General features: G+C 35.6%; 22 protein-coding genes, 2 tRNA genes and 1 other RNA gene. 13 read left to right on the top strand and 12 right to left on the bottom strand.

All coding sequences use genetic code 11. The annotated features are described in order from the left end of the window. The 4 genes from V4D30_RS00190 to pyk are packed head-to-tail and all read left to right on the top strand — an operon-like array spanning position 1 to position 5566. Positions 1–888 carry a methylenetetrahydrofolate reductase gene (locus V4D30_RS00190; protein WP_353684238.1) on the top strand — a complete coding sequence of 296 codons (888 nt, stop codon included), beginning with the start codon at positions 1–3 and terminating at the stop codon, positions 886–888. Beyond that, positions 888–2573 carry a type IV-A pilus assembly ATPase PilB gene (gene pilB, locus V4D30_RS00185; RefSeq protein ID WP_353684237.1) on the top strand — a complete coding sequence of 562 codons (1686 nt, stop codon included), beginning with the start codon at positions 888–890 and terminating at the stop codon, positions 2571–2573. The genes V4D30_RS00190 and pilB overlap by 1 nt, the downstream gene beginning before the upstream one ends. A gap of 1 nt (position 2574) precedes the next feature. After that, positions 2575–4143: an L-aspartate oxidase gene (gene nadB, locus V4D30_RS00180; protein WP_353684236.1), complete on the top strand. Its 1569-nt coding sequence runs from the start codon at positions 2575–2577 to the stop codon at positions 4141–4143. Positions 4144–4147: 4 nt separating this feature from the next. Continuing rightward, entirely contained in the window at positions 4148–5566 is a 1419-nt protein-coding gene (gene pyk, locus V4D30_RS00175; protein WP_353684235.1) for a pyruvate kinase, read from the top strand. On the opposite strand, the gene V4D30_RS00170 is transcribed toward pyk, so the two are convergent. Then, entirely contained in the window at positions 5561–6469 is a 909-nt protein-coding gene (locus V4D30_RS00170; protein WP_353684234.1) for a selenium metabolism-associated LysR family transcriptional regulator, read from the bottom strand. The two genes, pyk and V4D30_RS00170, sit on opposite strands and share 6 nt — an antisense overlap. Positions 6470–6590: 121 nt before the next feature. On the opposite strand from V4D30_RS00170, the gene V4D30_RS00165 reads away from it, so the two are divergent. Genes V4D30_RS00165 through V4D30_RS00150 form a run of 4 tightly spaced genes read left to right on the top strand, consistent with a single transcriptional unit; the run spans position 6591 to position 8710 of the window. Then, positions 6591–6854 carry a metal-sensitive transcriptional regulator gene (locus V4D30_RS00165; protein WP_353684233.1) on the top strand — a complete coding sequence of 88 codons (264 nt, stop codon included), beginning with the start codon at positions 6591–6593 and terminating at the stop codon, positions 6852–6854. A gap of 13 nt (positions 6855–6867) precedes the next feature. Then, entirely contained in the window at positions 6868–7050 is a 183-nt protein-coding gene (locus tag V4D30_RS00160; RefSeq protein ID WP_353684232.1) for a zinc ribbon domain-containing protein, read from the top strand. A 39-nt stretch (positions 7051–7089) separates the two neighbouring features. Beyond that, positions 7090–8064: a 4Fe-4S dicluster domain-containing protein gene (locus V4D30_RS00155; RefSeq protein WP_353684231.1), complete on the top strand. Its 975-nt coding sequence runs from the start codon at positions 7090–7092 to the stop codon at positions 8062–8064. Further along, positions 8054–8710, top strand: a complete 657-nt coding sequence (locus V4D30_RS00150) for a cytochrome b/b6 domain-containing protein (RefSeq protein ID WP_353684230.1) — start codon at positions 8054–8056, stop codon at positions 8708–8710. The genes V4D30_RS00155 and V4D30_RS00150 overlap by 11 nt, the downstream gene beginning before the upstream one ends. Before the next feature lie 92 nt (positions 8711–8802). Here the strand turns inward: V4D30_RS00150 and V4D30_RS00145 are convergent, their stop codons facing one another. Then, complete coding sequence (locus V4D30_RS00145) at positions 8803–9048, bottom strand: hypothetical protein (protein ID WP_353684229.1); 246 nt, start codon at positions 9046–9048, stop codon at positions 8803–8805. 61 nt (positions 9049–9109) lie between these two features. Here V4D30_RS00145 and V4D30_RS00140 point away from each other — a divergent pair. From V4D30_RS00140 to V4D30_RS00120, 5 genes are all read left to right on the top strand, one after another. After that, positions 9110–9183, top strand: a tRNA-Arg gene (locus tag V4D30_RS00140). 3 nt (positions 9184–9186) lie between these two features. Next, a tRNA-His gene (locus V4D30_RS00135) sits at positions 9187–9262 on the top strand. Between the two features lie 35 nt (positions 9263–9297). Next, the gene (locus V4D30_RS00130) at positions 9298–10161 is read left to right on the top strand and encodes a GGDEF domain-containing protein (RefSeq protein ID WP_353684228.1); all 864 of its coding nucleotides are present in this window, start codon (positions 9298–9300) and stop codon (positions 10159–10161) included. 221 nt (positions 10162–10382) lie between these two features. Beyond that, entirely contained in the window at positions 10383–11108 is a 726-nt protein-coding gene (locus tag V4D30_RS00125; RefSeq protein ID WP_353684227.1) for a universal stress protein, read from the top strand. Continuing rightward, positions 11105–13690, top strand: a complete 2586-nt coding sequence (locus tag V4D30_RS00120; RefSeq protein WP_353684226.1) for a cation-transporting P-type ATPase — start codon at positions 11105–11107, stop codon at positions 13688–13690. The genes V4D30_RS00125 and V4D30_RS00120 overlap by 4 nt, the downstream gene beginning before the upstream one ends. A gap of 180 nt (positions 13691–13870) precedes the next feature. On the opposite strand, the gene V4D30_RS00115 is transcribed toward V4D30_RS00120, so the two are convergent. The 10 genes from V4D30_RS00115 to ssrS all read right to left on the bottom strand — a co-directional run bounded on the left by V4D30_RS00115 (position 13871) and on the right by ssrS (position 24611). Beyond that, the gene (locus tag V4D30_RS00115) at positions 13871–14380 is read right to left on the bottom strand and encodes a nitroreductase family protein (protein ID WP_353684225.1); all 510 of its coding nucleotides are present in this window, start codon (positions 14378–14380) and stop codon (positions 13871–13873) included. 181 nt (positions 14381–14561) lie between these two features. Beyond that, on the bottom strand, positions 14562–15773 hold the full coding sequence (locus V4D30_RS00110; RefSeq protein ID WP_353684224.1) for an MFS transporter: 1212 nt from the start codon (positions 15771–15773) through the stop codon (positions 14562–14564). After that, positions 15766–17190: a glycoside hydrolase family 3 N-terminal domain-containing protein gene (locus V4D30_RS00105; protein ID WP_353684223.1), complete on the bottom strand. Its 1425-nt coding sequence runs from the start codon at positions 17188–17190 to the stop codon at positions 15766–15768. The genes V4D30_RS00110 and V4D30_RS00105 overlap by 8 nt, the downstream gene beginning before the upstream one ends. Before the next feature lie 169 nt (positions 17191–17359). Then, the gene (locus tag V4D30_RS00100; protein WP_353684222.1) at positions 17360–18430 is read right to left on the bottom strand and encodes a response regulator; all 1071 of its coding nucleotides are present in this window, start codon (positions 18428–18430) and stop codon (positions 17360–17362) included. Next, on the bottom strand, positions 18427–18795 hold the full coding sequence (locus V4D30_RS00095; protein ID WP_353684221.1) for a response regulator: 369 nt from the start codon (positions 18793–18795) through the stop codon (positions 18427–18429). The genes V4D30_RS00100 and V4D30_RS00095 overlap by 4 nt, the downstream gene beginning before the upstream one ends. 2 nt (positions 18796–18797) lie before the next feature. Beyond that, a complete protein-coding gene (locus V4D30_RS00090; RefSeq protein ID WP_353684220.1) occupies positions 18798–21470 on the bottom strand; it encodes a response regulator in 2673 nt (890 codons plus the stop codon). After that, positions 21470–21907 carry a cytochrome c family protein gene (locus V4D30_RS00085; RefSeq protein WP_353684219.1) on the bottom strand — a complete coding sequence of 146 codons (438 nt, stop codon included), beginning with the start codon at positions 21905–21907 and terminating at the stop codon, positions 21470–21472. The genes V4D30_RS00090 and V4D30_RS00085 overlap by 1 nt, the downstream gene beginning before the upstream one ends. Positions 21908–21945: 38 nt before the next feature. Then, positions 21946–22743, bottom strand: a complete 798-nt coding sequence (locus tag V4D30_RS00080; protein WP_353684218.1) for a TIGR00282 family metallophosphoesterase — start codon at positions 22741–22743, stop codon at positions 21946–21948. Next, complete coding sequence (rny, locus tag V4D30_RS00075) at positions 22733–24292, bottom strand: ribonuclease Y (RefSeq protein WP_353684217.1); 1560 nt, start codon at positions 24290–24292, stop codon at positions 22733–22735. Before rny ends, V4D30_RS00080 begins: the two co-directional genes overlap by 11 nt. A 142-nt stretch (positions 24293–24434) precedes the next feature. Next, positions 24435–24611: non-coding RNA, 6S RNA (gene ssrS / locus V4D30_RS00070), on the bottom strand. Positions 24612–24650 lie beyond the last annotated feature (39 nt).

Below are 24650 nucleotides of genomic sequence, written 5' to 3'. Positions count from 1 at the left end.
TTGAGCAATCTCAAGAAAAAGTTAATAAATGGAGATTTTGTAATCACTGTAGAAATAACTCCACCTAAGGGAACTGAAATATCGCAAATGGTAAATAAATTGCAGGAGTTGAAGTTGCTGGTTGATGCTGTAAATTTTACTGACAATCCATCTGGTAAAATGAGAATGTGTTCTCTGGCTGCGTGTAAAATTTCTCTTGATTTAGGTTTTGAACCGGTGCTTCAGATGACATGCAGAGACCGAAACAGAATTGGCATTCAATCAGATCTTCTTGGTGCACATGCATTGGGGATCAGAAATCTTCTGGTAATGACAGGAGATCATCCTGTCATGGGAGATCATAAAGAAGCAAAACCTGTTTATGATATAGATTCTTCAATCCTTTTGAAATTGGTAAATAATCTTAACAATGGATTTGACCTGAATGGAAATAAACTAAATGGGAAAACAGAATTTTTTTATGGTGCTGTGGTAAATCCTAACGCGGAGCCTTTAATACCTCAGCTAAAAAGATTTGAGCAAAAACTTAAGATGGGTGCAGAATTCTTTCAAACACAGATGATATTTGAAACTGCACTGCTTGAGAAATTTATGGAACATGCAGGAAAATTCAATACAAAGGTAATTGCAGGTATAGTTATTATAAGAAGTAAAAAAATGTTACACTATCTTAACAGTAAAGTTCCGGGTGTCAGTGTGCCGGGCTGGTTAATAGATAAAATTGAGGGATTAAAGGATGAGGATGTTGAAAAATTCGGAGTTGAGCTTGCAGGAAAGTTAATACTAAATATAATGGAGCAAAAGCTCTGTCATGGAATTCATATAATGGCATTTTCAAAAGTGGAAGAAGTGAAAAATTTACTTAATTTTATTAAAATCAAACTATAATGGGAATTGTTGGTATAACTTCCTTAGGAGAATATCTGGTTAAGAAAGGAACTATCACGGAGGAACAGCTTCTTCATGCATTAAAAGTTCAAAAAGCAGAAAAAAGTAAGATTGGCGAAATTCTTACTCGCTTAGGATATGCCTCTGAAGACCAGATTTTCTCTGCACTAAGTGAAATATATGGCTATCCTCTGATTCATCTTACTGTTCAATCAATAGACAAAAGCGTTTTTAAGTTAGTTTCAGAGGAGTTCATAAAAAAGTATAAATTTATTCCCTTCAGCAAAACAGAAAACACTATAAAAGTAGCAACTTCTGAAGTAGCAAATTTAAATTTTATAAAATCCATCCTAACTGGATTTAATCTACAAGTTTATCTTATAAAAAACTCTGAATTAACAGAACTCATATACAGTTTAATTAAAACCAACACTGAGGAGAAAGCTTTTGTGAATTTAGTAGAAAGTGCTGCTGCAACTGCTGAAGATGAAACAGAGATAAAAGAGGAAACTGTACAGCCAGAAGCTCCCATTATAAAACTTGCTGATAAAATCCTTCTGGATGCTTTAAAAATGAGAGCATCTGACATTCATATTGAACCCTATGAAAAAGGAGTCTTCGTAAGATACAGGATAGATGGTGTTCTTCATAATGTCTTAAATCTTCCATCTCAAATAAAGGGACCACTAACAACAAGATTTAAAATAATGGCTCATCTTGACATCTCTGAAAAAAGACTTCCACAGGATGGAAGAATCAAGTTAAAAATTTCAGGTAAAGAAGTTGACTTCAGAGTATCAACTCTTCCAGTTATTCATGGAGAAAAGGTTGTCTTAAGAATACTTGAAAAAGGTTCTCTTCAGCTTGACCTTACACGCCTTGGATTTGAAAAAAAATCCTTAGATTTTTTCCTTGAAGCTTTGAGCAAACCCTATGGAATGATTCTTGTCACAGGACCTACAGGTTCGGGGAAAACAACAACCCTTTACTCAGCATTGTTGAAACTTAACAAGCCTGAGGTTAACATAATGACCGTTGAAGACCCTGTAGAGTATAGTTTCCCGGGAATAAATCAGGTTCAGGTAAAAGAGGAAGTCGGGCTTACCTTTGCATCCGCGCTTAGAGCATTCCTGAGGCAGGACCCTGACATCATAATGGTGGGTGAGATAAGAGATTTTGAAACTGCAGAGATCGCAGTAAAAGCAGCTCTTACAGGGCATCTTGTTCTTAGCACACTTCATACAAACGATGCTGCAAGCACAATAACAAGACTTATAAATATGGGAATAGAGCCTTTTTTAATATCCTCTTCCGTAATTCTGATTGTAGCCCAGAGGCTTGTAAGAAAATTGTGTCCCCATTGTAAAAAAGAGGAAAAGCATTCAAAAGAATACCTTCTTAAAGCAGGATTGCCGGAGGACAAAATTGAGCAGATTAAAGTTTATGGGCCACAAGGTTGCACTAATTGTAGTAAAACAGGATACTCAGGAAGAGTTGCTTTATATGAAGTTATGCCCATTAAAGATGAAATAAAAGAGCTTATTTTAACAGGTGCTTCAGCATCAGAAATAAAAAAAGAAGCAGTAAAACTCGGAATGATAACATTAAGACAGAGTGGAATATATAAAGTGATGCAGGGTATTACATCAATTGAAGAAGTGCTTAGAATAACCTTTGAGGATTAGTATGTCTGAAAAAATTTATACTGACTATCTCATCATTGGAAGCGGTGTGGCAGGACTTAGAGCAGCAATTGAACTTGGCAGTCATGGAAATGTTATTGTGGCAACAAAGGATTTACCCACTGAGAGCTCCACTGAGTATGCTCAGGGTGGTGTAGCTGTTGCATTAAGCGATGAAGATGAGATAGGAATTCATTTTGAAGATACAATCAAAGCTGGCGATGGATTATGCAATGAAGAAGCGGTTAAAATCCTTGTAAGTGAAGGACCTCAGAGAATTATAGAACTTATTAACTGGGGAGCTGAGTTTGACAAAGAAGGCTCTAAGCTTGCTTTTACCTTAGAAGCAGCTCATTCAAGAAAAAGAATTCTTCATGCTCATGGAGACTCAACAGGAAGAGAAATAGAGAGAGTTCTGATAAACAAAGTTTCAACCTTAGAAAGAGTTACTAAAGCCTCATTTACAATGGCTGTTGATCTTATCGTTGAAGAAGGCAGATGTTATGGAGCACTCCTTTTAAGGGGAGACAAAATTATAAAATGTTTTTCTAAGGCAACTGTGCTTGCCACAGGTGGTGCAGGACAGGTTTACGCAAGAACAACCAATCCAAAAGTTTGCACTGGAGACGGAATGGCAATGGCGTTTCGGGCAGGTGCTTATTTAAAAGATATGGAATTTGTCCAGTTTCATCCAACAGCACTTTATGCTCAGGGTATTCCTGCCTTTCTTTTAAGTGAGGCTATGCGGGGAGAAGGCGCTCGTTTGAGAAATATTTACGGAGAAGAATTTATGAAAAATTATCATCCACTTGGAGAGCTTGCACCAAGAGATGTTGTTTCAAGGTCTATAATATCTGAAATGGTAAGGACTCAGGCAACACATGTATATCTTGATATGACCCATCTTAATGAGGATTTTATTAAAAAAAGATTCCCCTACATATACTCAACATGTTTGAGATTCAATTTTGACATAACAAAACATTGGATTCCTGTCTCTCCAGCAGCCCACTTTATAATGGGAGGAGTTGAGACAGATATCTGGGGCAGAACAAATATTGAAGGATTATTTGCAGCAGGCGAAGTAGCATGCACAGGAGTTCACGGAGCTAATAGGCTTGCAAGCAATAGCCTTCTTGAAGGACTTGTTTATGGTTATCGTGCTGCACGGGGAGCAATACAATACGTTGAGGGTTCACAGGATAAATCCAGCTTCATTAATTTTGAGCCTCATATAGAGGGACTAAATAGGGCAGAAATAAACAAAATGAGAGAACAACTGAGACAAACAATGTGGGAAAAGGTAGGTGTAATAAGATGTGGAGAATCCCTCAGTACAGCAAAAGTTAAAATTATTCCATTTTATGAAGAACTTGCTGGAAGATTTTTTATTGATCCCTATGCTATAGAGCTTAAAAATATGGTAATGGTTGGCTTAATAATTACAGAGGCAGCTTTAGAGAGAAAAAACAGTGTTGGTGCCCATTACAGAACCGATTATAAAGAAAAGCTTCAGGGATGGCAAAACCATCTGAGAATTAGAAAAAAAAATACAACAGTTGAGGTGTTTTAATTTTATGAGAAAAGCCAAAATTGTCTGCACAATAGGACCTTCTTCTGAACATAGAAAAAGGATACATCAGATGATAAAAAATGGAATGGATGTGGCAAGGCTTAATTTTTCCCATGGAAACTATGAATGGTTTGAAAGTGTTGTAAAGACAATTCGCGAAGAAGCAAAAAAATTAAAAAAAGCAGTAGCAATTCTCGGAGACCTTCAGGGAATTAAAATCAGAATAAGTGATGTTGAAAATAATGAAGTTCTGCTTCGGGAGGGAGAAACAGTAGAAATTTATCCTGGCAGTGAATTTTCAAATAATAAAAGAATTTTCATTTCCTATCCTCTTCTACTTGAAGATGTTAAACCTGGCGAGGATGTTTTAATAGATGATGGAATACTAAAAATCAAGATAATTGAAAAACTAAAAGATAAATTGATTGGTAGAGTTATTGAAGGAGGAGTTCTAAAGTCAAGAAAGGGAGTAAATCTTCCATTTACAAGAACTTCTATAGGTTCATTTACTGAAAAGGATAAATCTGATCTTGCCTTTGCAATCAAACTTGATGTTGACTACGTTGCTTTATCCTTTGTAAGGACTGCCCATGACATTGAATTAATTAAAAAATGGGCAAAGCAGCAAAATATTACGCTGCCACCATTGATTGCCAAAATAGAAAAAAGAGAAGCACTTGAAAACATTCATGAAATTCTTGATATTACAGAGGGAATTATGGTTGCAAGAGGAGACCTTGGTGTTGAATTGCCTCCAGAAGAAGTTCCCTTTTATCAAAAAATGCTTATAGATATTGCAAATCAGAGAAAAAAAATTGTTATAACAGCAACCCAGATGCTGGAATCAATGACAGAACATTCAAGACCAACAAGAGCAGAAGCAAGTGATGTAGCAAATGCTGTGCTTGATGGAACAGATGCCCTGATGCTGTCTGCAGAAACAGCTACTGGAAGATATCCTGTTGAGTCAGTTAAGACAATGAGTTCCATTATAAGTTTTACTGAAAAAAATCTATCAGATAAAATTATAACAGCCTTTAAGGTAAGTAAATATTTCCCTGAAGCGATTGCTTCAGGTGCAGTTAAAGTAGCTCAGGACATAGAAGCAAAAGCTATTGTTGTTTTCACACACTCAGGATTTACAGCATTGCTTATATCTAAACTTAGACCTTCAATGCCTGTGATAGCTTTTACCCCGGATGAAAAAGTATGGAGAAGACTTTCTCTTCTGTGGAGCATTATTCCCAAACACATAACTCAAAAAATTGATATGATAGATAATCTATTTTTGAAAAAAACCGAAACAGAATTAAAAAAGTTGAATATTGTCAAAAATGGTGAGGCAGTTGTATTTGTTGCGAGTTCACCTTTCTTAGGCAATAGAAATGTGGTGAGACTTCATAAAGTAGGTGACCCTCTATAAAAGCATGTCTGAATAAGAATAGTTTTTAAGATATGTGATAAATTCTTCAACTGCTGGAGAAAGAATCGTATTTTTAGGCAAGACAATATAAAAATCTCTGGTTATCTTGCCTTCTTTCAGTTTAAGAATTCTCAGATTGCCACAGGATACTTCTTTACGAATAGCCCACTTTGATACAATAGACAGTCCTATGCCTCTTTCAACTGCTTCTTTAATTGAACCTGTGCTTCCAAGAATAAGTGATATATGCAAATCAGAAATACTGATACCATGCTCTGCAAGAAATTTTTCAATTATAACCCTTGTGCTTGAGCCTTCCTCCCTTATTACAAAAGGCTCTTTCACAACATCATATATGGAGACTGATTTCTGGTTATTCAAAGGATGATCAGAAGAGCATATTACACATAACTCATCAGATATAATTGATTCTACAGCGAATTTGCTTTTCCCGGGCATCTCAGAGATAATTCCAAAATCTATCATGCTTGAATTGAGCATTTCCAGAACTTTTTTTGCATTACCGATTGATACACTTACTCTGATTTTTGGATGCCTTTTTTTAAAGTCCACAGCAACTGCTGGCAGGATATAGTTCCCCACAGTTGTGCCAGCTCCTATTTTAACACAGCCTTTTATTAATCCAGTTATCTTGCTTATTTCTTTTGCAGCCTCAGCATATAAACTTAAAATCTGCTTTGCGTATTTATAAAGTATCTCACCTGCTGGAGTCAGAGTGATGCTGCCTGAGGAACGGTCAAACAATTTAGTTTCATACAATTCTTCCAATGCTTGAATCTGAAGACTCACTGCCGGCTGTGTAAGATGAATAATCTCTGAAGTCTTGGAAAAACTCTTTGTTTCAGCTACTGTACAGAATACTTTTAATTTATGATCTTCCATGGAACAAAGTTATTTTAGCATAAAAATTTTTAATAGGCAAGATAAAATATACCTTCATGCTTGACAACAATTGTATGCTTTGTTTTATTATAAAAATAAAATTATAGGGGGGTTAGGTATAATGGAGAAAGATAAAACTAAACTTATCCAGAGATTTAGAAGAATTGAAGGGCAGATTAGAGGGCTTCAGAGAATGATAGAAAGCGGGAGAGCCTGTGAAGAGATTATAACCCAGTTTGCTTCAATTAATGGAGCTCTGAAAAGTGCTGGATTTTTAATTGTAATGTATTATCTTAATGATTGCTTAATGCGTAATGCCGATTCTGTGCAAAATCTTGAAAAGGAAATTGAAAAAGTTATTAAAACCTACATCTCTTCAATATAGGGAGGTGCAGACTATGCCTTTTTATGAGTATAAGTGTAAAGATTGCAAATTAACCTTTCAGGTTCTAAAACCTGTTCGCAAAAGAAACGAACCTGAGAAGTGTCCAAACTGCGGAAGCAGTCAAACAGAAAGATTAATCTCCCAATTTATGAGTAATACCCTATCCTGTAATTCCTTCAATTATGCAGGTGGTTGAAAAATAAGATAATCAGCAGGTTGCTGAAGGAGGGATAAAATGAATATATCAAGAAGAGGATTTTTAGCTCTGTCTGGAGCAATATGTGGCTCATTAATCCTGGGGAATGATGTAGAAGCACGGGAAGGTAAATATGCTATGCTCGTTGATCTTACAAAATGTGATGGATGTAAAGATGAACCCATTCCAAGATGTGTAAAAGCATGCAGAGATTACAACAAAGAAAGATTTCCAGAGCCTGAAAAACCGATTCAGCCATACTGGCCCAGAAAAACCTATGAAGACTGGTCTGACAAAAGAGGAAAAATTGACACTTTAACTCCCTATAACTGGATTTTTGTTCAGAAGGTTAATATTGATGGGGAAGAACTCTACATTCCAAGAAGATGTATGCACTGTGATAATCCGCCATGTGTTAGAGAATGCCCTTTTGGAGCACTTACAAAACAACCAGAAGGCAATTCTGTAATCAATGACAAACTCTGCTTTGGTGGAGCAAAATGCAGAGATGTGTGCCCATGGCATATTCCGCAAAGACAGGCTGGAGTCGGAATATATCTGAAAATTCTCCCCAAGTATGCAGGTGGTGGTGTTATGTATAAATGCGATTTATGTAAGGATAAAATAAAAAAAGGCGAAGAGCCAGCCTGTGTGGTTGCCTGTAGAGAAAGATTGGGACAGCAGGCAGTTTTTACATTTGGTGAGAGAAAAACCATTTATGAACTTGCATACAGGAAAGCTAAAGAAGAAGGACTTTACATTTACGGAGACAAACAAAATGGAGGCACTTCAACCCTTTATCTTTCAAAAATCCCATTTGAAAAAATAGATAAAGCATTAAAAAAGAATAAAGAGAGATTTCAGATGCCTGTAAATGTGGAAAATAAGATAGAATCGAAATTTAACCCCATTGGCAAACTGGTTCTGGCATCAGGATTTCTTTCAGCTGCTGTAGCCAGCATAGCAGCCTTCTCATCTAAAAAACCAAGAAAGGAGGAACCCAATGAAAAATAAGATAAAAAGACACAGTGTCATTGAACTTATTGAACACTGGAGCATTGCCTTGTCTGGAATAGTTTTACTCTTTACAGGGCTTGGCTGTCTTCCTCTTTATAAAAGGTACTACATAACGGAAATTCCAGGATTTGCATGGACTGCTGATTTTTATAATGTCACTGTAGTTCATTATATTGCATCCATTGTTTTTGTGGCAGGGGTGATTTTTCACATCTTTTATCATGGATTGAGAAAAGAGTTTGCTCTTTTACCTAAAAAAGGAGATTTATCTCAAAGTATAAAAGTGCTTGCAGCAATGATAGGAATTGGTAAAGAGCCTCCTTCAGACAAGTATTTGCCTGAGCAGAGAATTGCCTATGTGGGAATTGGAGTAGTAATTTTAATCTTAACAGTAACAGGCATTATAAAAATTCTTAAAAATCTTCAATGGATTGTGCTTTCACCCACAGTGGAGTCAATAAATACTCTGATTCATACCCTTACTGGATTTTTATTTATGATAGCTTTCATTGTTCATGTAGGAACAGTTCTTTTATTTAAATCAAACTGGCCTCTTCTTAAAAGCATGTTAACAGGATGGATTGATGAAGAATATGTAAAACACAGGCATTCAATATGGTACGAAAAAATTAAGATGCACTGATTTTAGGCAAAGAGTAAATTTTTCTGTTTTTATCTGAAGTTTCCTGAAGGATTAACAGAGTTTTTAACAAATTTTGTTTAAAACTGAAAATCTTAATAAATTTCAAGGAATTTCTTTTTTATGACCTCTCTGATTCTTTCATCAGAGGGGTCTGGCTCTGATAGAAATAACTCAATCAGTCTCACAGAGTTATTTGAAAGACAGTTTGGACACCTGTCCTGCACATGAATTGTAAAACAATCCATACAGAAACGAGCCAATCTAAAAGGTATAAGACATTTACCAAACTTTTGTTTCAATGTGCATTTTTCTTCAATCTCGTAAACTTTTGTTTCCATAAAACATTATAGCAGAGATATTGCAATAAAACAATTAAAATTTATAAAATATATTTATCCTGCGCCTGTAGCTCAGTCGGATAGAGCAACTGCCTTCTAAGCAGTGGGCCGGGGGTTCGAATCCCTCCAGGCGCGCTGGCGGATGTAGCTCAACGGTTAGAGCACTGGACTGTGGCTCCAGGTGCTGCGGGTTCGAGTCCCGTCATCCGCCCCAAAAATTTTTTAAAGGGGCTCTTTTAATCTTCTATTATGAAAGTTAAAGAAATAATGAGTTCTTGTCCTATCACTTTAAACCTTTCTAATAAAATTCAAGAGTTATTAAAGCTATACTTAAAGCATACAATAGGAAGTGTTGTTATTGTAGATGATAATAAAAGACCTTTCCAAATCATAACTTTACGAGATTTACCAAAAATATTTTTTTTTCAGCCCCCTCCTGAAAACATCTCTGAACTATTAAAAAAATTAAATAAAGAGCAAAATCAGTTAATTACTATTTTCTCTGAAAACTCTTTAAATACCGCTCTCTATATGATGAAACAATTTAATATAAGTCATTTACCTGTTGTTGATAAAAACAGAAAATTATCAGGAATTTTAAGCTTGAAAGATATAATAAAAAAATTTCCAGAAATTGTTTATATAGATCCTCTTACAGAGACTCATAATAGAGGTTATTTGAATTTTTTAAAAACTAAACTCAAAAGATTAAAAAGTCCCACTGCTATTTTGATGATTGATTTAGACAATTTTAAAAATATAAACGATATGTATGGACATCCAACAGGTGACATTGTTCTCAAAAAAGTTGCCCAGACTTTAAGAAATAATATCAAAACTACCGATGAATTAATAAGATACGGAGGAGAAGAATTTGTTATTATAGCTTATAGATGTGGCTTTATAGAAAGTAAAAATTTAGGGGAAAGACTAAGAAAAAGCATTAAAAAAATAAAACTTAAAAACATGCCTGAAATTACAATTACTGCAAGCATAGGAATAGCATCTTATAATCCGGAAAAAGAAATCTCAGAAATTATAGAACAAGCCGACAGAGCAATGTATAAAGCTAAAAAACTCGGTAAAGATAGAGTGGAATTTTACAATAATTAATCTTACAATGGATAAGATAATCTAAATATTGAAGACAGTGGCAATATTTCTTTTGGTAAATCCTGCTCTACCCATAAATCAAAAGAGTTTTTCGTTCAAGTTTTGCTCTTCAAAACACAGCAGGATAATTTCTCTTTATTCCTAATAAAAACTGTGCAACTCCGCAGGTCGGCTCTAATAAAGTGATAGTTGCACTGTTTCTATTTCATGTAAAATAAAACATGTATAAAAAAGTTCTTGTAGAGATTGATGAAGGTATTACTGCTTCAGTTTCTGCCCGTTATGCTTTGAAGTTTGCAAAGTTAAATAATGCCTCACTTTATCTATGTTTTATTCATAAAAAGGATGCAAAGTTTGAAAAAGCTGAGACTATATTGAAAAGAGTTTTCATTGAAGCAGAAAAAAACAATCTCAAAGCTGAATGCATTATAAAAGAAGGAGAAAGGTTTGCGCAACTGAAAGATATTATAAAAAAAGAAAAAATTGACATTGCTTTTTTACTCTCCGATGATTTTAAAAGACTCTCAAAACTTCCATGCTCAGTAGCTGTTGTAAAGATTATAAACATGGGTAAAATCACTCCCAAGAGAATTCTCTTCATTCTAAGAGGGAGGCTTGATTATTTAAAAGAGAAAACAGATTTTATAATGAATATTTCAAAGATTTTTCATGTAAAGGTCTTTATCATTTATTTTGGAAAGGATAAAAATATTGAGAAAATTTTTTCATCTTTAAGAAAGCATGATATAAAGATCGAAAGCAAAGTCTTGCCAAAATTTTCTTATAAACTTGGGATGTTTCAGTCTCTTTCAAAAAAAGTTGAGCTTCTTGTTGTTGAGCAAAAAAGAGCAGGATTTCTTGGAATTTTCAAGCCCGATTCAGTAAGTAAATTAATTGAAAACCCACCTTGTAATTTAATTGTTTTCAAACCATACCATAAAAAATGAAAATAACAGAGGCTACCACAGAAGAAGTCTTTAAACTGCTTGATACATCTGAGTCAGGGCTTAAGGAAGATGAGGCAAAGCAGAGGCTTATTCATTTCGGTTACAATGAAATTAAAGAGAGCAAAAAGATTCCTCTTGTTTTGAGATTCCTTCGTCAGTTTACGCACTTCCTTGCAATAATTCTATGGCTTGCTGCTGTTTTAGCCTTTGTTTCTGACTACCTTCATCCTGGTGAAGGAATGAGGCATCTTGGATTTGCAATCATTGGAGTTATTTTTATAAACGCAGTTTTTGCCTTTGCACAGGAATACAAAGCTGAAAAGGCAATTGAAAAGCTGAGACTCATGCTGCCCTTTTATGTAAAAGTCGTGAGGGATGGAACTCAGAAGGAGATTGCTGCAAAGGATATTGTCCCTGGAGATTTGATTATTCTTTCAGAGGGAGACAAGGTTCCAGCAGACTCAAGGGTTATTGAGTCAAACTTTCTTACAGTTAACAATGCACCTCTTACAGGTGAATCTCAGCCTGTTACACTAACTCATGAACCACTGCAGGAAGAGTTGATTGAAAGTAAAAACATTGCCTTTGCTGGCGCAACTGTGGTTTCAGGAAATGGCAGAGCAGTTGTTTTCGCAACAGGAATGAATACAGAGTTTGGAAGAATTGCCCATCTTACAGAAACTGTTCAGATTCAGGAAACTCCTCTTCAAAAAGAGATTGCAAGAACATCAAAGTTTGTAGCTGCTTTTGCCACGCTGATTGGAGTTGTATTTTTTATTATCGGACATACAATTGGAAGAAGCTTCTGGGAAAACTTCATCTTCGCAATTGGCGTAATTGTTGCACTTGTTCCAGAAGGAATGCTCCCAACAGTCACCCTTTCACTTGCCATAGGAAGTCAGAGAATGCTTAAAAGGAAAGCTCTTGTAAGAACTCTCACTGCAGTTGAGGCACTTGGCTCAATCACAGTTATATGCACTGATAAAACTGGAACAATTACCCAGAACAAAATGGAAGTTAAAAAAATATGGACAGTTGACTCCCAGGCATTAGAGATGCTCATGAAAATTGCATACTTATGCAATAATGCAAAGTTTGTTGACAATCAATACAAGGGAGACCCTACAGAGGTAGCACTTCTAAAGTATGTAAAAGAAAATACAGGAGATTTTGTAGCAGAAAGGGTATCAGAAATTCCATTTGATTTTGAGAGAAAAAGAATGACAACTGTAAACATCATAGATGGTATTAAAGTTTCCCTTACAAAAGGTGCAATAGAGACTGTTTTACCTTTATGCAACTATGCAATGATAAATGGAGAAAAAGTTGAAATGAATGAGGAGATAAAAGAAAAAATAAACACTGTCAGTCATTCACTGATGGATGAGGGATTAAGGGTTCTCTGTTTTGCATACAGTCAGGATGAGCCTGAAAAAGATATGATATTTACAGGACTCATAGGACTTGAAGATCCGCCAAGACCTGAAGTAAAGGATGCAATTAAAAAATGCCATGAAGCTGCAGTAAGAATAATTTTGATTACAGGAGATGCAAGCAGAACAGCGGTTGCGATATCAAAAGAAATAGGACTTGTTAAAAATCCTCTGGTCATCGAAGCAGAAGAGTTCCATAAGATGAGTGATACAGAGCTTAAGGAAAAGCTTAAAGAAAAAGAGCTGCTTTTTACAAGAATGACGCCAAAGGATAAACTGAGGATTGTTACACTTCTTCAGGAAGTGGGAGAGAGGGTTGCAGTTACAGGAGATGGTGTGAATGATGCACCTGCACTTAAAAAAGCAGACATAGGAGTTGCCATGGGAAGCGGAACAGATGTTGCAAAAGAATCTGCAGAGATAATACTTCTTGATGACAACTTTGCAACAATTGTAAATACCATTGAAGAAGGAAGAGCAATCTATGAAAATATAAGAAAATTCATATCATACTTTTTCACATCAAATGTGGCTGAGCTTGTTCCTTATATTGCCTATGCTCTCTTTAAGATTCCTCTTCCTCTCACTGTAATGCAGATTCTTTCAATTGACCTTGGAACAGATATACTTCCTGCACTTGCACTGGGAGCAGAAAAACCAACAGCAGAGGTAATGAAAAAACCACCAAGAAGCCATAAAGAAAGACTTTTAAACTTAAAGCTTCTTTTACGGGTATTTTTAGTTCTCGGACCAATTGAAGCAGCTGCAGGGCTTTTTGGATTCTTTTATGTTTTACACTCCGGTGGATGGCAGTGGGGTCAGGCTCTTTCATCAAAAAGCATTCTCTATATGCAGGCAACAACTGCATGTCTTACTGGAATAGTCCTTGCACAGGTTGCAAATGGCTTTGCATCACGCTCTTTCAGTGAATCAATCCTGAGCATAGGAATATTTTCAAACAAGTTTTTGCTGGCTGGGATAGTCTTTGAGATTGCTTTGCAGCTTTTTATTGTCTATTATCCACTGGGAAACATTATATTTTCAACACATCCAATCCCATTAACTGCGTGGCTCGTTTTAATACCTTTTGCAATGGTATTATTGGCTGTGGAAGAGATAAGAAAACTTACAAGCTCTCTGCCAAGATAAATATACTCAAATCCTTCGTTATTCAAAACCTCTGTTAAACAATCTTTACTGAAATGGGGAAACTTCTTTGAGATGGGAAAACTTCGCACATCAATTACAGTTTTTATTCTGTAAGTTTTTAGAATCTCAATGAATTCTTTAATTGAACGATTGCTTGTGCCAGCTGTATAAATAAGCTTTTCAGACAATTTTTATAATGGCTTCATCAAGGGATTTTACTTTTTTGGGTGAGGGATTCTCATCAGGATAGCCTATCCCGATACATGAGATTATCCTTAAATTTTCAGGGATATTAAGAATTCCTCTTACATAGTTTTCCCTTTCTCTGTTTTCAGGATTGTAAATAGCACCCCAGCAGGCACCCAATCCAAGACAGTGAGCCTCAAGTAAAAGAGCCATAATAGCACATCCCATGTCTTCAAGCCAGTGGTTGCTTTTCTTTTCATCAGCCAATGCTACAATTACATATGGTGCGCCTTCAAGAAATTTTGTAAAAGGCTGTGCTTTGCTTAGTTTTTGAATTGTTTCTCTATTCTTAACAATAATAAAATACCATGGCTGGGAGTTTCTTGCAGAGGGAGCATAAAGAGCTGCCTCAATGCATTTTTTAATTAACTCTTCTGATGGAGCCTCAGTTTTGTATTTCCTTATGCTTCTTCTTGATTTTATTATTTCAAAAATGTCGTTCATAAAAATATTATAGCACAGCTCATCAAAAAGTGGAGCATTAAAGAGGAGATTCCTCGCCTGCCTCTGGCAGGCTCGGAATGACAGAAAAAAAGCTCGGAATGACACCTTTTTGTCGTTCCAATGGAACTTTGAATTAGGCTAAAGCTTTCTGCCCTTCGGAGGATTCAAGGTTTATTAAAGTTCAATTTTTATTTAGTTTATTGAACAGGCTCTTTAAACTGATAATTAATAAGATTCCTGGAATTCCTACAAGGAAGGTCAAAAAATAAAAAGCTGTCCAGCCAATGTTGTCCACAACAAAACCAGCTGTTGGACTTATGATTACTCTTCCAACAGATGCCAGTGATGAAAGAAGAGCATATTGTGTTGCAGCAAAACTGCGATTGCACAATCCCATTAAAAGAGCTAAAAAAGCCGTTGTTCCCATACCGCCAGTAAAGTTTTCAATGATTACTGTCAAGAAAAATAAGATAAAGTTTTTACCTGCTATTGATAGAACCATAAACATGAGATTTGATGCTGCCTGAAGTATTCCAAATGAAATCAAAGCGTTATAAAGACTTATTTTTCTGAGCAAAAAGCCACCAACTATTGAACCAGCAATTGCTGAAATAAGTCCGCCTATTTTATTAACTGTTCCTACCTCAGTGAGAGAAAATCCTACTCCTCTTATGAAAAATGCTGTGCTTAATGAACTTGCGTAGGCATCACCAATTTTATACAGAACAATGGATAACAGCAAAATAAAGCTTTTTTCTCTCTGCAGTAAATCCCTGAAAGGTTCAATAAATGACTCTTTCAGGGTAGCTGGTTTTTTTATATCATCTGGTTCATCTGCCCACAGAGTTGTAATTATTCCAAAAATTAACAGTGAACTTATTATTGTAAGAGCAGTCTGCCATCCAAGGTGGTCTGCAACTAAAAGGCAGAGTCCTCCTCCAACAATTAATGCAATTCTGTATGCAGTTACTGCAAAGGATGCGCCGAGTCCTCTGTCCTTGGGTTTGAGAATCTCTGTTCTATAAGCATCTATTGAGATGTCCTGAGATGCTGAAACAAAAGCAACCGTCGCTGCCACTACACTGAAAATTAAAAGATGCTCTGGAGTGAATGCTATCATTAAAAATAGCCCAAGTAAAATCAATATCTGGCAAATAATAATCCAGCCTCGCCTTCTTCCAAGTCCTGCAATGCTGAATCTGTCAAATAAAGCAGACCATAGAAACTTAAAACTATAAGGAAATGTGAGGACTGTTAAAATACCAATTGTTTTTATGTCAATCCCTTCAGTGGTAAGCCATGCCTGAAGTGTTCCACTTACGAGAGGGAAGGGAAGTCCTGAAGCAAATCCAAGAGCTGTCACAACTGCTATATCTTTTGAGCGTTTATTCATCAATCCATTCAATCTTTACAGGTAGCTTGCCCCTTATTTTAAAACCTTCATTTAATGCATCAAGAAAAGCAAGCACAGCAAGTTCATGGGAGTCATAAACAGTGATTATTGCTTTTGCTTTTTTAAAAGGTCTTACAACATAAGGATTACCAAAAGAAACAACAATTGCTTTATTATTTGATATAATTTTTCTGATCATTGTGTTTTGATTTTCACTTAGTAAGTATTCACTTCCTGCTGCTTTGATGTTTGTGAATGCTGCAATTAAAGGCATTGCATTTGATGGTTTATAATCCTTTAAATCATACGCAGAACCAAAATAATTCTGAAATGCCTTTTTAATCTCCTCATTATAAGCTCCTGCAAGATAAGGAACGATTTGCCCGGAATTTAAATCATCTATTTCATTTTTTACAACAGTAACTGTTTTTTTAAATGCCCTGTGAATTAAAGAAATGTTTTCTTCGTTAACAATCCGGTATTTTCTCTTTATCTTTTTTCTTAATCTACTAATTCTTCTTTGAGCTTCTTTTATTCTCATGTCAGTAATCAATCCCTGTTTATAAGCTGTTTTTATTTCTTCCATGGCAGTATATGGTTCTTCAGGATGTAGAATTATATCTGCTCCTGCTAAAAGGGCAAGGGCATGAGGATTTTTATATTCCATTAAAGCTTTCATATTCATTGCATCTGTAAGAACTGTCCCTTTAAACCCGAGTTTCTGCTTAAGCAATTCATTAATTGTTTTTTCTGAAAGTGATGCAGGCTTTATGTCAGAAGTAACTATGTGGCCAACCATAATTGAAGAAACTCGGGCTTTAATTGCTTCTTTGAAGGGTTTTATGTGTGTTTCAATGTCATCTGCAATATGTGGCAGACCGAGATGAGAGTCTGTTTGTGTTGCCCCATGACCGGGGAAATGTTTTGCGCATGTTAATAATCCGTGAGATTCAAAGAATTTTATAAAAAATCTGCCGTATTCTGAAACAACTTCAGAATTATCCGAAAAAGCTCTTGTGCAAATTATTGGATTTTCAGGCTCTGTATTGACATCAAGCACAGGAACAAGTGCAAGATTTATTCCCACAGATAGTGCTTCTTTTATCACAATTAAATATAATGTCCCAAGCTCAGTTCTTTCTTTACTTAGATCAAATCCTGCCGCAATTCCCATCTGAGAGGGAATCAATGTTGCACCTTTTAGTTGTTGTCCAACACCTCTTTCAATATCAGAAGCAATAATTAATGGCTCTGATGCCATGCTTTGAAGATAAGCAATAAAATTTTTTATTTCCTCGTATTCCCCTCCAAATACTATAAAGCCACCGATTCCGTCTCTGACAAGTTTTTCAATGTAATGTCTGTATCTGAGATAATTTATTTTTTTACCATCAAGCCTTGCTATGATTAGATTCATTAAATTATTCATACAATTGAATATTATGAATTAAAGACGATTAAAGATTCAATCATCCTAATATATCCATTTTTTATTGAAAAGCCTCTCTTTAATTTTTTTGTGGAACAAATCAAAAAAGATTGCAAGTTCTTGATTTTTTAAGAATTTGCAAATTTTTTGAGTAACCTTACTCCCCTTTAACAGGTATTCTTATTATAAATGTGCTGCCTACACCTGGTTCGCTTTCAACTGAAATAAAACCTCTGTAATACTGAATAATTGTAAGAGCCACTGTGAGTCCAAGACCAGGACCGTATATTTTTGATGTGAAAAAAGGGTCAAAAATCCTCTTGATCAACTCCTTAGGGATTCCTTTACCTGTATCAGAAATCTTTATTAATATCTCATTTCCAGCCTGTTCAAGTGAAATCCTTAATAGTCGCTTTTCTGATTTTTCCATTGCTTCTATAGCATTCTTTATTATATTGCGGAGAACAATCTTTAAATGTTCTTTATCTATATAAACATTTGATACATCCCTGAAATCTGTTTCCACTTCAATCGCTTTGTCTTCTATTTCTCTGCCAAGTTCACCTAAAACCTCTTCTGTGGCAACTTTTGGATCAACATTTTCCATAAAGCCAATTGCTATCATCTTAAGATTCAGGATTTCTTTTAAAAGTCTTTCCAGTCTTTCTGACTCCTGAAGTATGGTCATCAGATAGGGTTTATTTGGATCACCTGGAGGAAGACTATCATATACTTTTTTGGCAAATCCTGCGATGCTTACAATAGGATTTCTTATTTCATGAGAAAGACTGTCAATAAGTTTTCTTACTGCTTCTGTTCTTTTTTCTTCAATAGCTTTTTCAGAAGTCTCTTTCCTGGCAAGTAAAGAACGGATTCTTGCTGATAGTTCTCTGTAATCAAATGGTTTAGGAACATAATCATCTGCACCAATATCAAATCCTTTAACTTTGCTTTCCACATCAGTTTTCGCTGTAAGCATAATCACTGGAATAAACCTGGTTCTTTCATCAGTTTTAAGTCTCTCACAAACCTCATATCCATCCATCTTTGGCATCATAACATCAAGAACTATTAAATCCGGGGAGCTTTCGTATACCTTTTTTAAAGCTTCTTCACCATCATAGGCTTCTTCTGTATTGTAACCTTCTGCCCTTAATCTCTTTCTTAAAAGTTCCACTGTATCTATATTGTCATCAACAATTAAAATAGTTCGCTTCTGGTTGTTCATTTTCCCTTCAAGTACATCTTTATTTGCTCTGGAAACTCTCTCACATTAATGGGTTTTGAAATATAGCCATCACATCCAGCCTCCAGTGCTTTTTCCTGATCGCCTCTCATTGCATGAGCAGTAAAAGCTATTATCGGAGTGTCTTTAAAATCAATTCTTGATTTTAGCCTTCTTGTTACTTCGTAACCATCTATCTTTGGAATTGATATGTCCATAAGTATAAGGTCAGGTCTGTATGCTATAGCCTTGGCTAAAGCATCTTCACCATCTACTGCCTCAATTATCTCAAAGCCTTGTTTTTTCAAAATCTTTTTTACAAGCTCTCTTGAATCTTCATTATCGTCAACAACAAGAATTGTGTTCACATTTAACCTCCTATTTTCTTTAAACTACTCTTCAGTTCTTTTATGAGTTGTTCTTCTGAAAAGAGAGCCTTGTTTATTATTTCTTTTATTCTACCATTGAGAGCTTCTTTTTCTTCCTCTGTTAATTCTTTATTTGTAAGAGCAATGATTGGGACTTCCTTTAATTCAGAAGACCCCTTTATAAAATCAAGAAAATCAAAGGCACTGCTGTCTGGATCTGTGATATTAATTATCAAAAGGTCTGGTTTCTGGAGTTTAACAAGATTTATTGCTTCTTTGCTGTCTCTTGTAGCTGTAACATCATAGCCTGTTTCTTTTAGAATACTAATCAAATCTTTTGAAGTTTTTTCGTCTCTTTCAAGGACAAAAACTTTTTTAACTGGACAATATGTCTCAATGGATTTTATCTTTCTAAGCAAAGAATGCCCGTCAAGAGGTTTTACAAAATAGTCTGCTGCTCCAAGACTGAATGCCAAGGTTTTATTGTCTATTATTGAAACAATAATTACTGGTATATCCCTTGTTTCTTCATCCTCTTTCAGTTCCTTTAAAACCTGCCAGCCATCTTTCTTTGGCATCATTATATCAAGAGTTATTGCAACTGGTTTAATCTCTTTAACCTGATTAACTGCCTCCTCACTGCTGAGAAGTCCTATAACTTTGTAGTCCTTTTCAAGATATTTTCTGATTAAATCAATTGCATCAGGGTTGTCATCAATGGCAACTACAACTTTTTCTTTTTCCGATGGTTTGAGCTCTACCATTACTGGCTCTTTATGTAAAACAAGGTCACGAACAACCTCACAGATTCTGCAGGCTTCAACTTTTTCTGGCCATGAGGCTATTTTCATACCTTTACAATGAGTCCCAAGAACAAGCCAGCATCGCTTTTCAGGACAACCGTATTCAGGGCAGTTAACATGCCCACACTGAGTATAGTCCCAGCATCTTACAGATTTACCTTCATAAGAGGGCTCCTCAAGAAAAACCTCCTTTGGAACTTCAAAATACTGAGCCAGGGCTTCAGCCATTCTCTCTTCAATAACAGGACCAGGTGCATCAAAAACTTCCTTTTTAAAAGGCAAAAGAACATAAAAAGTGCTTCCCCTTCCAACTTCGCTTTCAGCCCAGACCATCCCTTTATGGAGTGCTACAAGTCCTCTTACAATGCTCAGACCAAGACCTGTTCCCTCATACTGTCTCGTGGTGGATACATCAGCCTGAGCGAATTTATCAAAGATTTTGTCAAGGTCTTCTTTTTTAATTCCAATTCCAGTGTCAGCCACAGAAATCTCAACAAACTGTGGATTTCCCTCTTTATCCAGTCCTCTTTCTGAAATTCTTGCTCTTAGTGTTATTACACCCTGATGCGTGAATTTTACAGCATTGGATATTAAATTTATAAGAATCTGTTTAGTTTTATCCTCATCAACATAGAGTTTTTCCGCTCCTTTTTCTATATGCATGTGAAAGTTTAATCCTTTTTTGGCGATCAATGGTTCAAAAGTAACCATGATGCTATCAATTAATGCTTTCAGGTCAACCTCATTAGGTCTCAACTCAATCTTTCCCGATTCAATTTTTGAAATATCAAGAACATCGTTTATCAACTGCAATAAATGTCTTGCATTCGCAGCCACTTTTTTCAATGAAGCTTTCTGGTCTTCATTCAATGGACCATCAACTTCATCAAGCAGTAAATCTGTATATCCAATTATTGCATTCATTGGTGTTCTTAGCTCATGAGACATATTGGCTATAAAAGCAGATTTAAGAGTATCAAGCTCCTTTAATTGTTTATTTGCTTTCTGAAGCAATGCTACAAGTTCATCTCTTTCTTCAAGAAGTTTTGCCCTCCGTGTAAGTTCCTTTTCAAGTTCCATCTTTGATTTTGCCACTTCATTAACCATGTAATTAAATGTTTCGCACAAACTGCCTATCTCATCCTTTGGATAGCCTGTTATGTTAACCATCTCACCTTTTGCAAACTTGTGAGTTGCCTCAACTAAACTATTAAGAGGATTTTTAATCAACTTCTTCACAAATAAGTTAACAATAATTGCAGCAAAAACAAAGGCAAATATTGTAAGAATTAATGATCTTCTCATCTGGTATATAACAGTTCTATATACATCTTCTACATCTGTTTTCATTATCATGGCACCCAGAATTTTTCTTGATGAACCATGACAGTGAAAGCATTCTGGTGAGTTTTTTATTGGAAAAATAGAGATTAAACTTCTTTTACCCTGAACTTTAAAAACCTTTGAAAAAACAGCCTCATTTTGCTCTTCCGTAAAAGATTTATTAATTGTTTTAGAAAAATCTTCGTTATCAATCACATAGTCAATTTTCTTATTGATGCTCTTTTTATCAGTTGAAAAAGAAATCAGTTTATTAAAGTCACATAAATAAACATCTATTTTTTCGTATTTATTTCCAATTTCTTCAAGGTCTCTGTGAATTGTTTCACTGTCTCCAACTGTAAGAGGATGCTTTATGGTGGCAAAAATCGTATCCATTACTTCTTTACTGCCTGCTTCTGCTATTTTAAGCCTGTCTGGCAATCCAAAATAAATTCTGAAACTTATCTCTATCAGCATGACTAAAAATAATATACCTACAAAGGTAACCAATAACTTATTTCCAATTTTTCTGGTTATAAACTCAAACATCAGTGAGCTCCTCCATAAAGAAGAGGTTTAAATCTAAAAGCTCTAACTCTTTCCTCAGTATGACAGGATTCACAGATCTGAAGATTAAGCTTTTTCTTAATAAATTTAGGATCTTTTGTCTCTGCGTGTTTTTTGCCAGGACCGTGGCAGACTTCACAGCCTGTATTTTTAAGGTATGGTGTTTTTTCTACTGAAACAAACCCTCCTTTTTTACCATACCCTGTTGTATGACATTGAAAACAGCCTTTCAGCTCTTCCTGGGTAAGTTTGTTCTTCATTTTCTCTAATGCATCAAAGGAACGAGACATTCTTGAATACTTAATAAAATTTTCGTATTGCTTGATATGGCACTTTTTACAAACTTCTGTTCCCACATACTCAGAAAATACATTGGTGGGAAAACTCAAGATTAAAATAAGAATGATTAAATTTTTCATACTTTAAGATTATCAAAACCAAATAAAAATGTAAACTGCTACTGTCTTAGTCTTAGTCTTATAATATTTTTTGCAGCAGCTGTAACTTTATCAACTTGAATTACAACAGCAGAAAATATTGATGGAGTGGAAGGAACGTCAAATTTTTTAGGCATCTGGGTAAGAAACTTCTCTATAACTTCTTCTTTCTTAAACCCTATCACAGAGTCTTCAGGACCTGTCATCCCAACATCAGTAATATAAGCAGTGCCTTCTGGAAGTATTCTTTCATCTGCTGTTTGCACATGGGTATGAGTTCCAATTATAGCGCTTACTTTGCCATCAAAGTAGTAGGCAAAGGCTATCTTTTCAGAGGTTGCCTCTGCATGAAAATCTATAAAAATAAATTTTGTTTGCTCTTTGATTCGTTTTATTTCTTCTTCTGTGCTCCTGAACGGGCAATCAAGCAAATTCATAAAAACTCTTCCTGAAACATTTATTACAGCTATAACATTATTTTTTCTTGTTTTTGTAACAGCACTGCCAGAGCCTGGAACACCTGGTGGATAGTTCAAGGGTCTTAAAATCCTTGACTCCTTTGCAATATATGCAGTAGCCTCTTTTTTATCCCATACATGGTTTCCTGTTGTTATTAAGTCAATTCCACAGGAGAAAAGCTCCTGTGCTACATTCTCTGTGATTCCAAATCCTCCAGCAGAATTTTCTGCATTTGCAATTACAAATTCAATTTTATACTGTTCAACAAGCCTGGGAAGTACTGCTTTTACAATCTGTCTGCCTGACTTACCAACTATATCACCGATAAAAAGAACATTTAATGTTTCGTTATTTTGCATATTCTATGAATCTTGATTCTCTTATTACAGTTACTTTTATCTGTCCTGGGTAGCTGAGTTCCTTTTCTATTCTCTTACTTAACTCTTTTGCAATTAAAGCACACTCCTCATCTGAAACCATATCAGGTCTTACAATTAATCTAATCTCTCTTCCTGCCTGAATTGCATAGCAGTTCTGAACTCCCTGAAAAGACATTGCAAGTTCCTCAAGTTTAGTAAGTCTCTTAATGTAGCTTTCTATTGTTTCTCTTCTAACTCCCGGACGGGCTGCTGAAAGAGCATCTGCTGCTGCTACCAGCGCAGACTCAACACAGCTGAACTCCACATCTTCATGATGGCTGAGAATTGCGTTTATTACTTCTTCACTCTCCCCATATTTTCTTGCAAGCATAGCACCTATTTCCTGATGTGAACCTTCCATCTCATGGTCTACTGCCTTTCCAATGTCGTGTAGAAGTCCGGCTCTTTTCGCAAGTTTTACATTTGCTCCGAGTTCACCAGCCATAATTCCACTAAGCCATGCAACTTCTTTTGAATGTTGCAAAACATTCTGTCCATAAGAAGTCCTGTATTTTAATCTGCCTATAAGTTTTATAATTTCAGGATGAATTCCACTAAGCCCAAATTCAAATACTGCTTTTTCTCCTTCCTCTTTTATTGCCATATCTACATCTCTCCTGGCTTTTTCCACTACTTCTTCTATCCTTGCTGGATGAATTCTACCATCCATAATTAATCTTTCAAGAGCTATACGTGCAACCTCTCTTCTTATTGGATCAAATGATGAAAGAATAACAAGTTCTGGTGTATCATCAACAACAAGATCAACACCTGTAAGTGCTTCAAAAGCCCTAATGTTTCTTCCTTCTCTACCAATTATTCTTCCTTTCATTTCATCATTAGGAAGGCTTACTGCAGTAACAGTAGCATCAACAACATAATCACTTGCATATCTCTGAACGGCAAGGCTTAAAATTTCTTTTGCCTTTTTATCAGCTTCCTGCCTTGCTTCATCTTCTATCTTTTTAATAAGTTTTGCTGCCTCAAAACGAGTTTCTTGTTCTATTTTTCTGAAAAGCTCCTGTTTTGCTTCTTCTTCTTTCATTCCTGCTATTTTTTCAAGAAGTTGTTGTTGCTCAGAAATGAGTTTGTTATAGTAATTCTCCTTTTCCTGTAAGAGTTTCTCTTTTGAAACTATTTCCTTTTCTCTTTTATTTAGTTCAATTTCTCTCTTTTCAGCCTGCTCAATTTTGCGGTCAAGAACTTCTTCTTTCTGCCTCAGTCTTTTTTCCTGATAGCTAATTTCCTTTGTTTTTTCTTTTATTTCTTTTTCTGCTTCAAATTTTAATTGATATACAACCTCTTTTGCTGCAAGATGGGCTTCTTTTTTTATTGTTTCTGCTTCTTTTTTGGCATCTTCAAGAATTCTCTGTGCTTCTTCATGAATTTTTATCTTTTCTTCTTTAAGTCTATTTTTTTGGACAAAATAAACTAAATATCCCGATACAGCACCAATGACAATTGCGATGAAAATATATAAAAGTTCCATCAGAAGACCTCCGAAAAATATATTTTAAAGGCTTGCAGGGTTATGATGATGGGACAGAAATTAGCTATAAAATCTATTTAAAATTTACATTAAAAATTTAAATAACTTTACATCTATCTAAAGTGGAGCTCTCCACCATCATCATAACCCCGCCCTGCCGTGTGATAAGGAAAGTTAGATCCCCCTCAGACAAGTGGGTGCCTTGTAGGTAGGTTAGGCTTCCTCCGAAGAGGCATGCACACCGCTACCTACGCTGGCTCCCTAACGGATCTAACTGCCGGATCCCCTTTCCCTTACATCACGAGCAGGGCAGGAAGCCTTTAATTATTTTATAACAAAAACTCGTCAACATATGCAA

Origin of the sequence: Thermodesulfovibrio sp. 3907-1M (assembly GCF_040450955.1) — a bacterium.
In the GTDB taxonomy this organism is placed as follows: domain Bacteria; phylum Nitrospirota; class Thermodesulfovibrionia; order Thermodesulfovibrionales; family Thermodesulfovibrionaceae; genus Thermodesulfovibrio; species Thermodesulfovibrio autotrophicus.
The sequence above is the reverse complement of the archived record's forward strand: the minus strand, read 5'-3'. Positions and strand labels throughout refer to the sequence as shown.

Excerpts from the sequence above, each read along its gene's own strand:
- rny (WP_353684217.1), bottom strand. The coding sequence starts at position 24,292 with ATGGAACTTTTATATATTTTCATCGCAATTGTCATTGGTGCTGTATCG.
- V4D30_RS00130 (WP_353684228.1), top strand. The coding sequence starts at position 9,298 with ATGAAAGTTAAAGAAATAATGAGTTCTTGTCCTATCACTTTAAACCTT.
- nadB (WP_353684236.1), top strand. The coding sequence starts at position 2,575 with ATGTCTGAAAAAATTTATACTGACTATCTCATCATTGGAAGCGGTGTG.
- V4D30_RS00165 (WP_353684233.1), top strand. The coding sequence starts at position 6,591 with ATGGAGAAAGATAAAACTAAACTTATCCAGAGATTTAGAAGAATTGAA.
- V4D30_RS00120 (WP_353684226.1), top strand. The coding sequence starts at position 11,105 with ATGAAAATAACAGAGGCTACCACAGAAGAAGTCTTTAAACTGCTTGAT.
- V4D30_RS00160 (WP_353684232.1), top strand. The coding sequence starts at position 6,868 with ATGCCTTTTTATGAGTATAAGTGTAAAGATTGCAAATTAACCTTTCAG.
- V4D30_RS00115 (WP_353684225.1), bottom strand. The coding sequence starts at position 14,380 with ATGAACGACATTTTTGAAATAATAAAATCAAGAAGAAGCATAAGGAAA.
- pilB (WP_353684237.1), top strand. The coding sequence starts at position 888 with ATGGGAATTGTTGGTATAACTTCCTTAGGAGAATATCTGGTTAAGAAA.
- V4D30_RS00155 (WP_353684231.1), top strand. The coding sequence starts at position 7,090 with ATGAATATATCAAGAAGAGGATTTTTAGCTCTGTCTGGAGCAATATGT.
- V4D30_RS00170 (WP_353684234.1), bottom strand. The coding sequence starts at position 6,469 with ATGGAAGATCATAAATTAAAAGTATTCTGTACAGTAGCTGAAACAAAG.
- pyk (WP_353684235.1), top strand. The coding sequence starts at position 4,148 with ATGAGAAAAGCCAAAATTGTCTGCACAATAGGACCTTCTTCTGAACAT.
- V4D30_RS00085 (WP_353684219.1), bottom strand. The coding sequence starts at position 21,907 with ATGAAAAATTTAATCATTCTTATTTTAATCTTGAGTTTTCCCACCAAT.
- V4D30_RS00125 (WP_353684227.1), top strand. The coding sequence starts at position 10,383 with ATGTATAAAAAAGTTCTTGTAGAGATTGATGAAGGTATTACTGCTTCA.
- V4D30_RS00145 (WP_353684229.1), bottom strand. The coding sequence starts at position 9,048 with ATGGAAACAAAAGTTTACGAGATTGAAGAAAAATGCACATTGAAACAA.
- V4D30_RS00080 (WP_353684218.1), bottom strand. The coding sequence starts at position 22,743 with ATGCAAAATAACGAAACATTAAATGTTCTTTTTATCGGTGATATAGTT.
- V4D30_RS00110 (WP_353684224.1), bottom strand. The coding sequence starts at position 15,773 with ATGAATAAACGCTCAAAAGATATAGCAGTTGTGACAGCTCTTGGATTT.
- V4D30_RS00100 (WP_353684222.1), bottom strand. The coding sequence starts at position 18,430 with ATGAACAACCAGAAGCGAACTATTTTAATTGTTGATGACAATATAGAT.
- V4D30_RS00150 (WP_353684230.1), top strand. The coding sequence starts at position 8,054 with ATGAAAAATAAGATAAAAAGACACAGTGTCATTGAACTTATTGAACAC.
- V4D30_RS00105 (WP_353684223.1), bottom strand. The coding sequence starts at position 17,190 with ATGAATCTAATCATAGCAAGGCTTGATGGTAAAAAAATAAATTATCTC.
- V4D30_RS00090 (WP_353684220.1), bottom strand. The coding sequence starts at position 21,470 with ATGTTTGAGTTTATAACCAGAAAAATTGGAAATAAGTTATTGGTTACC.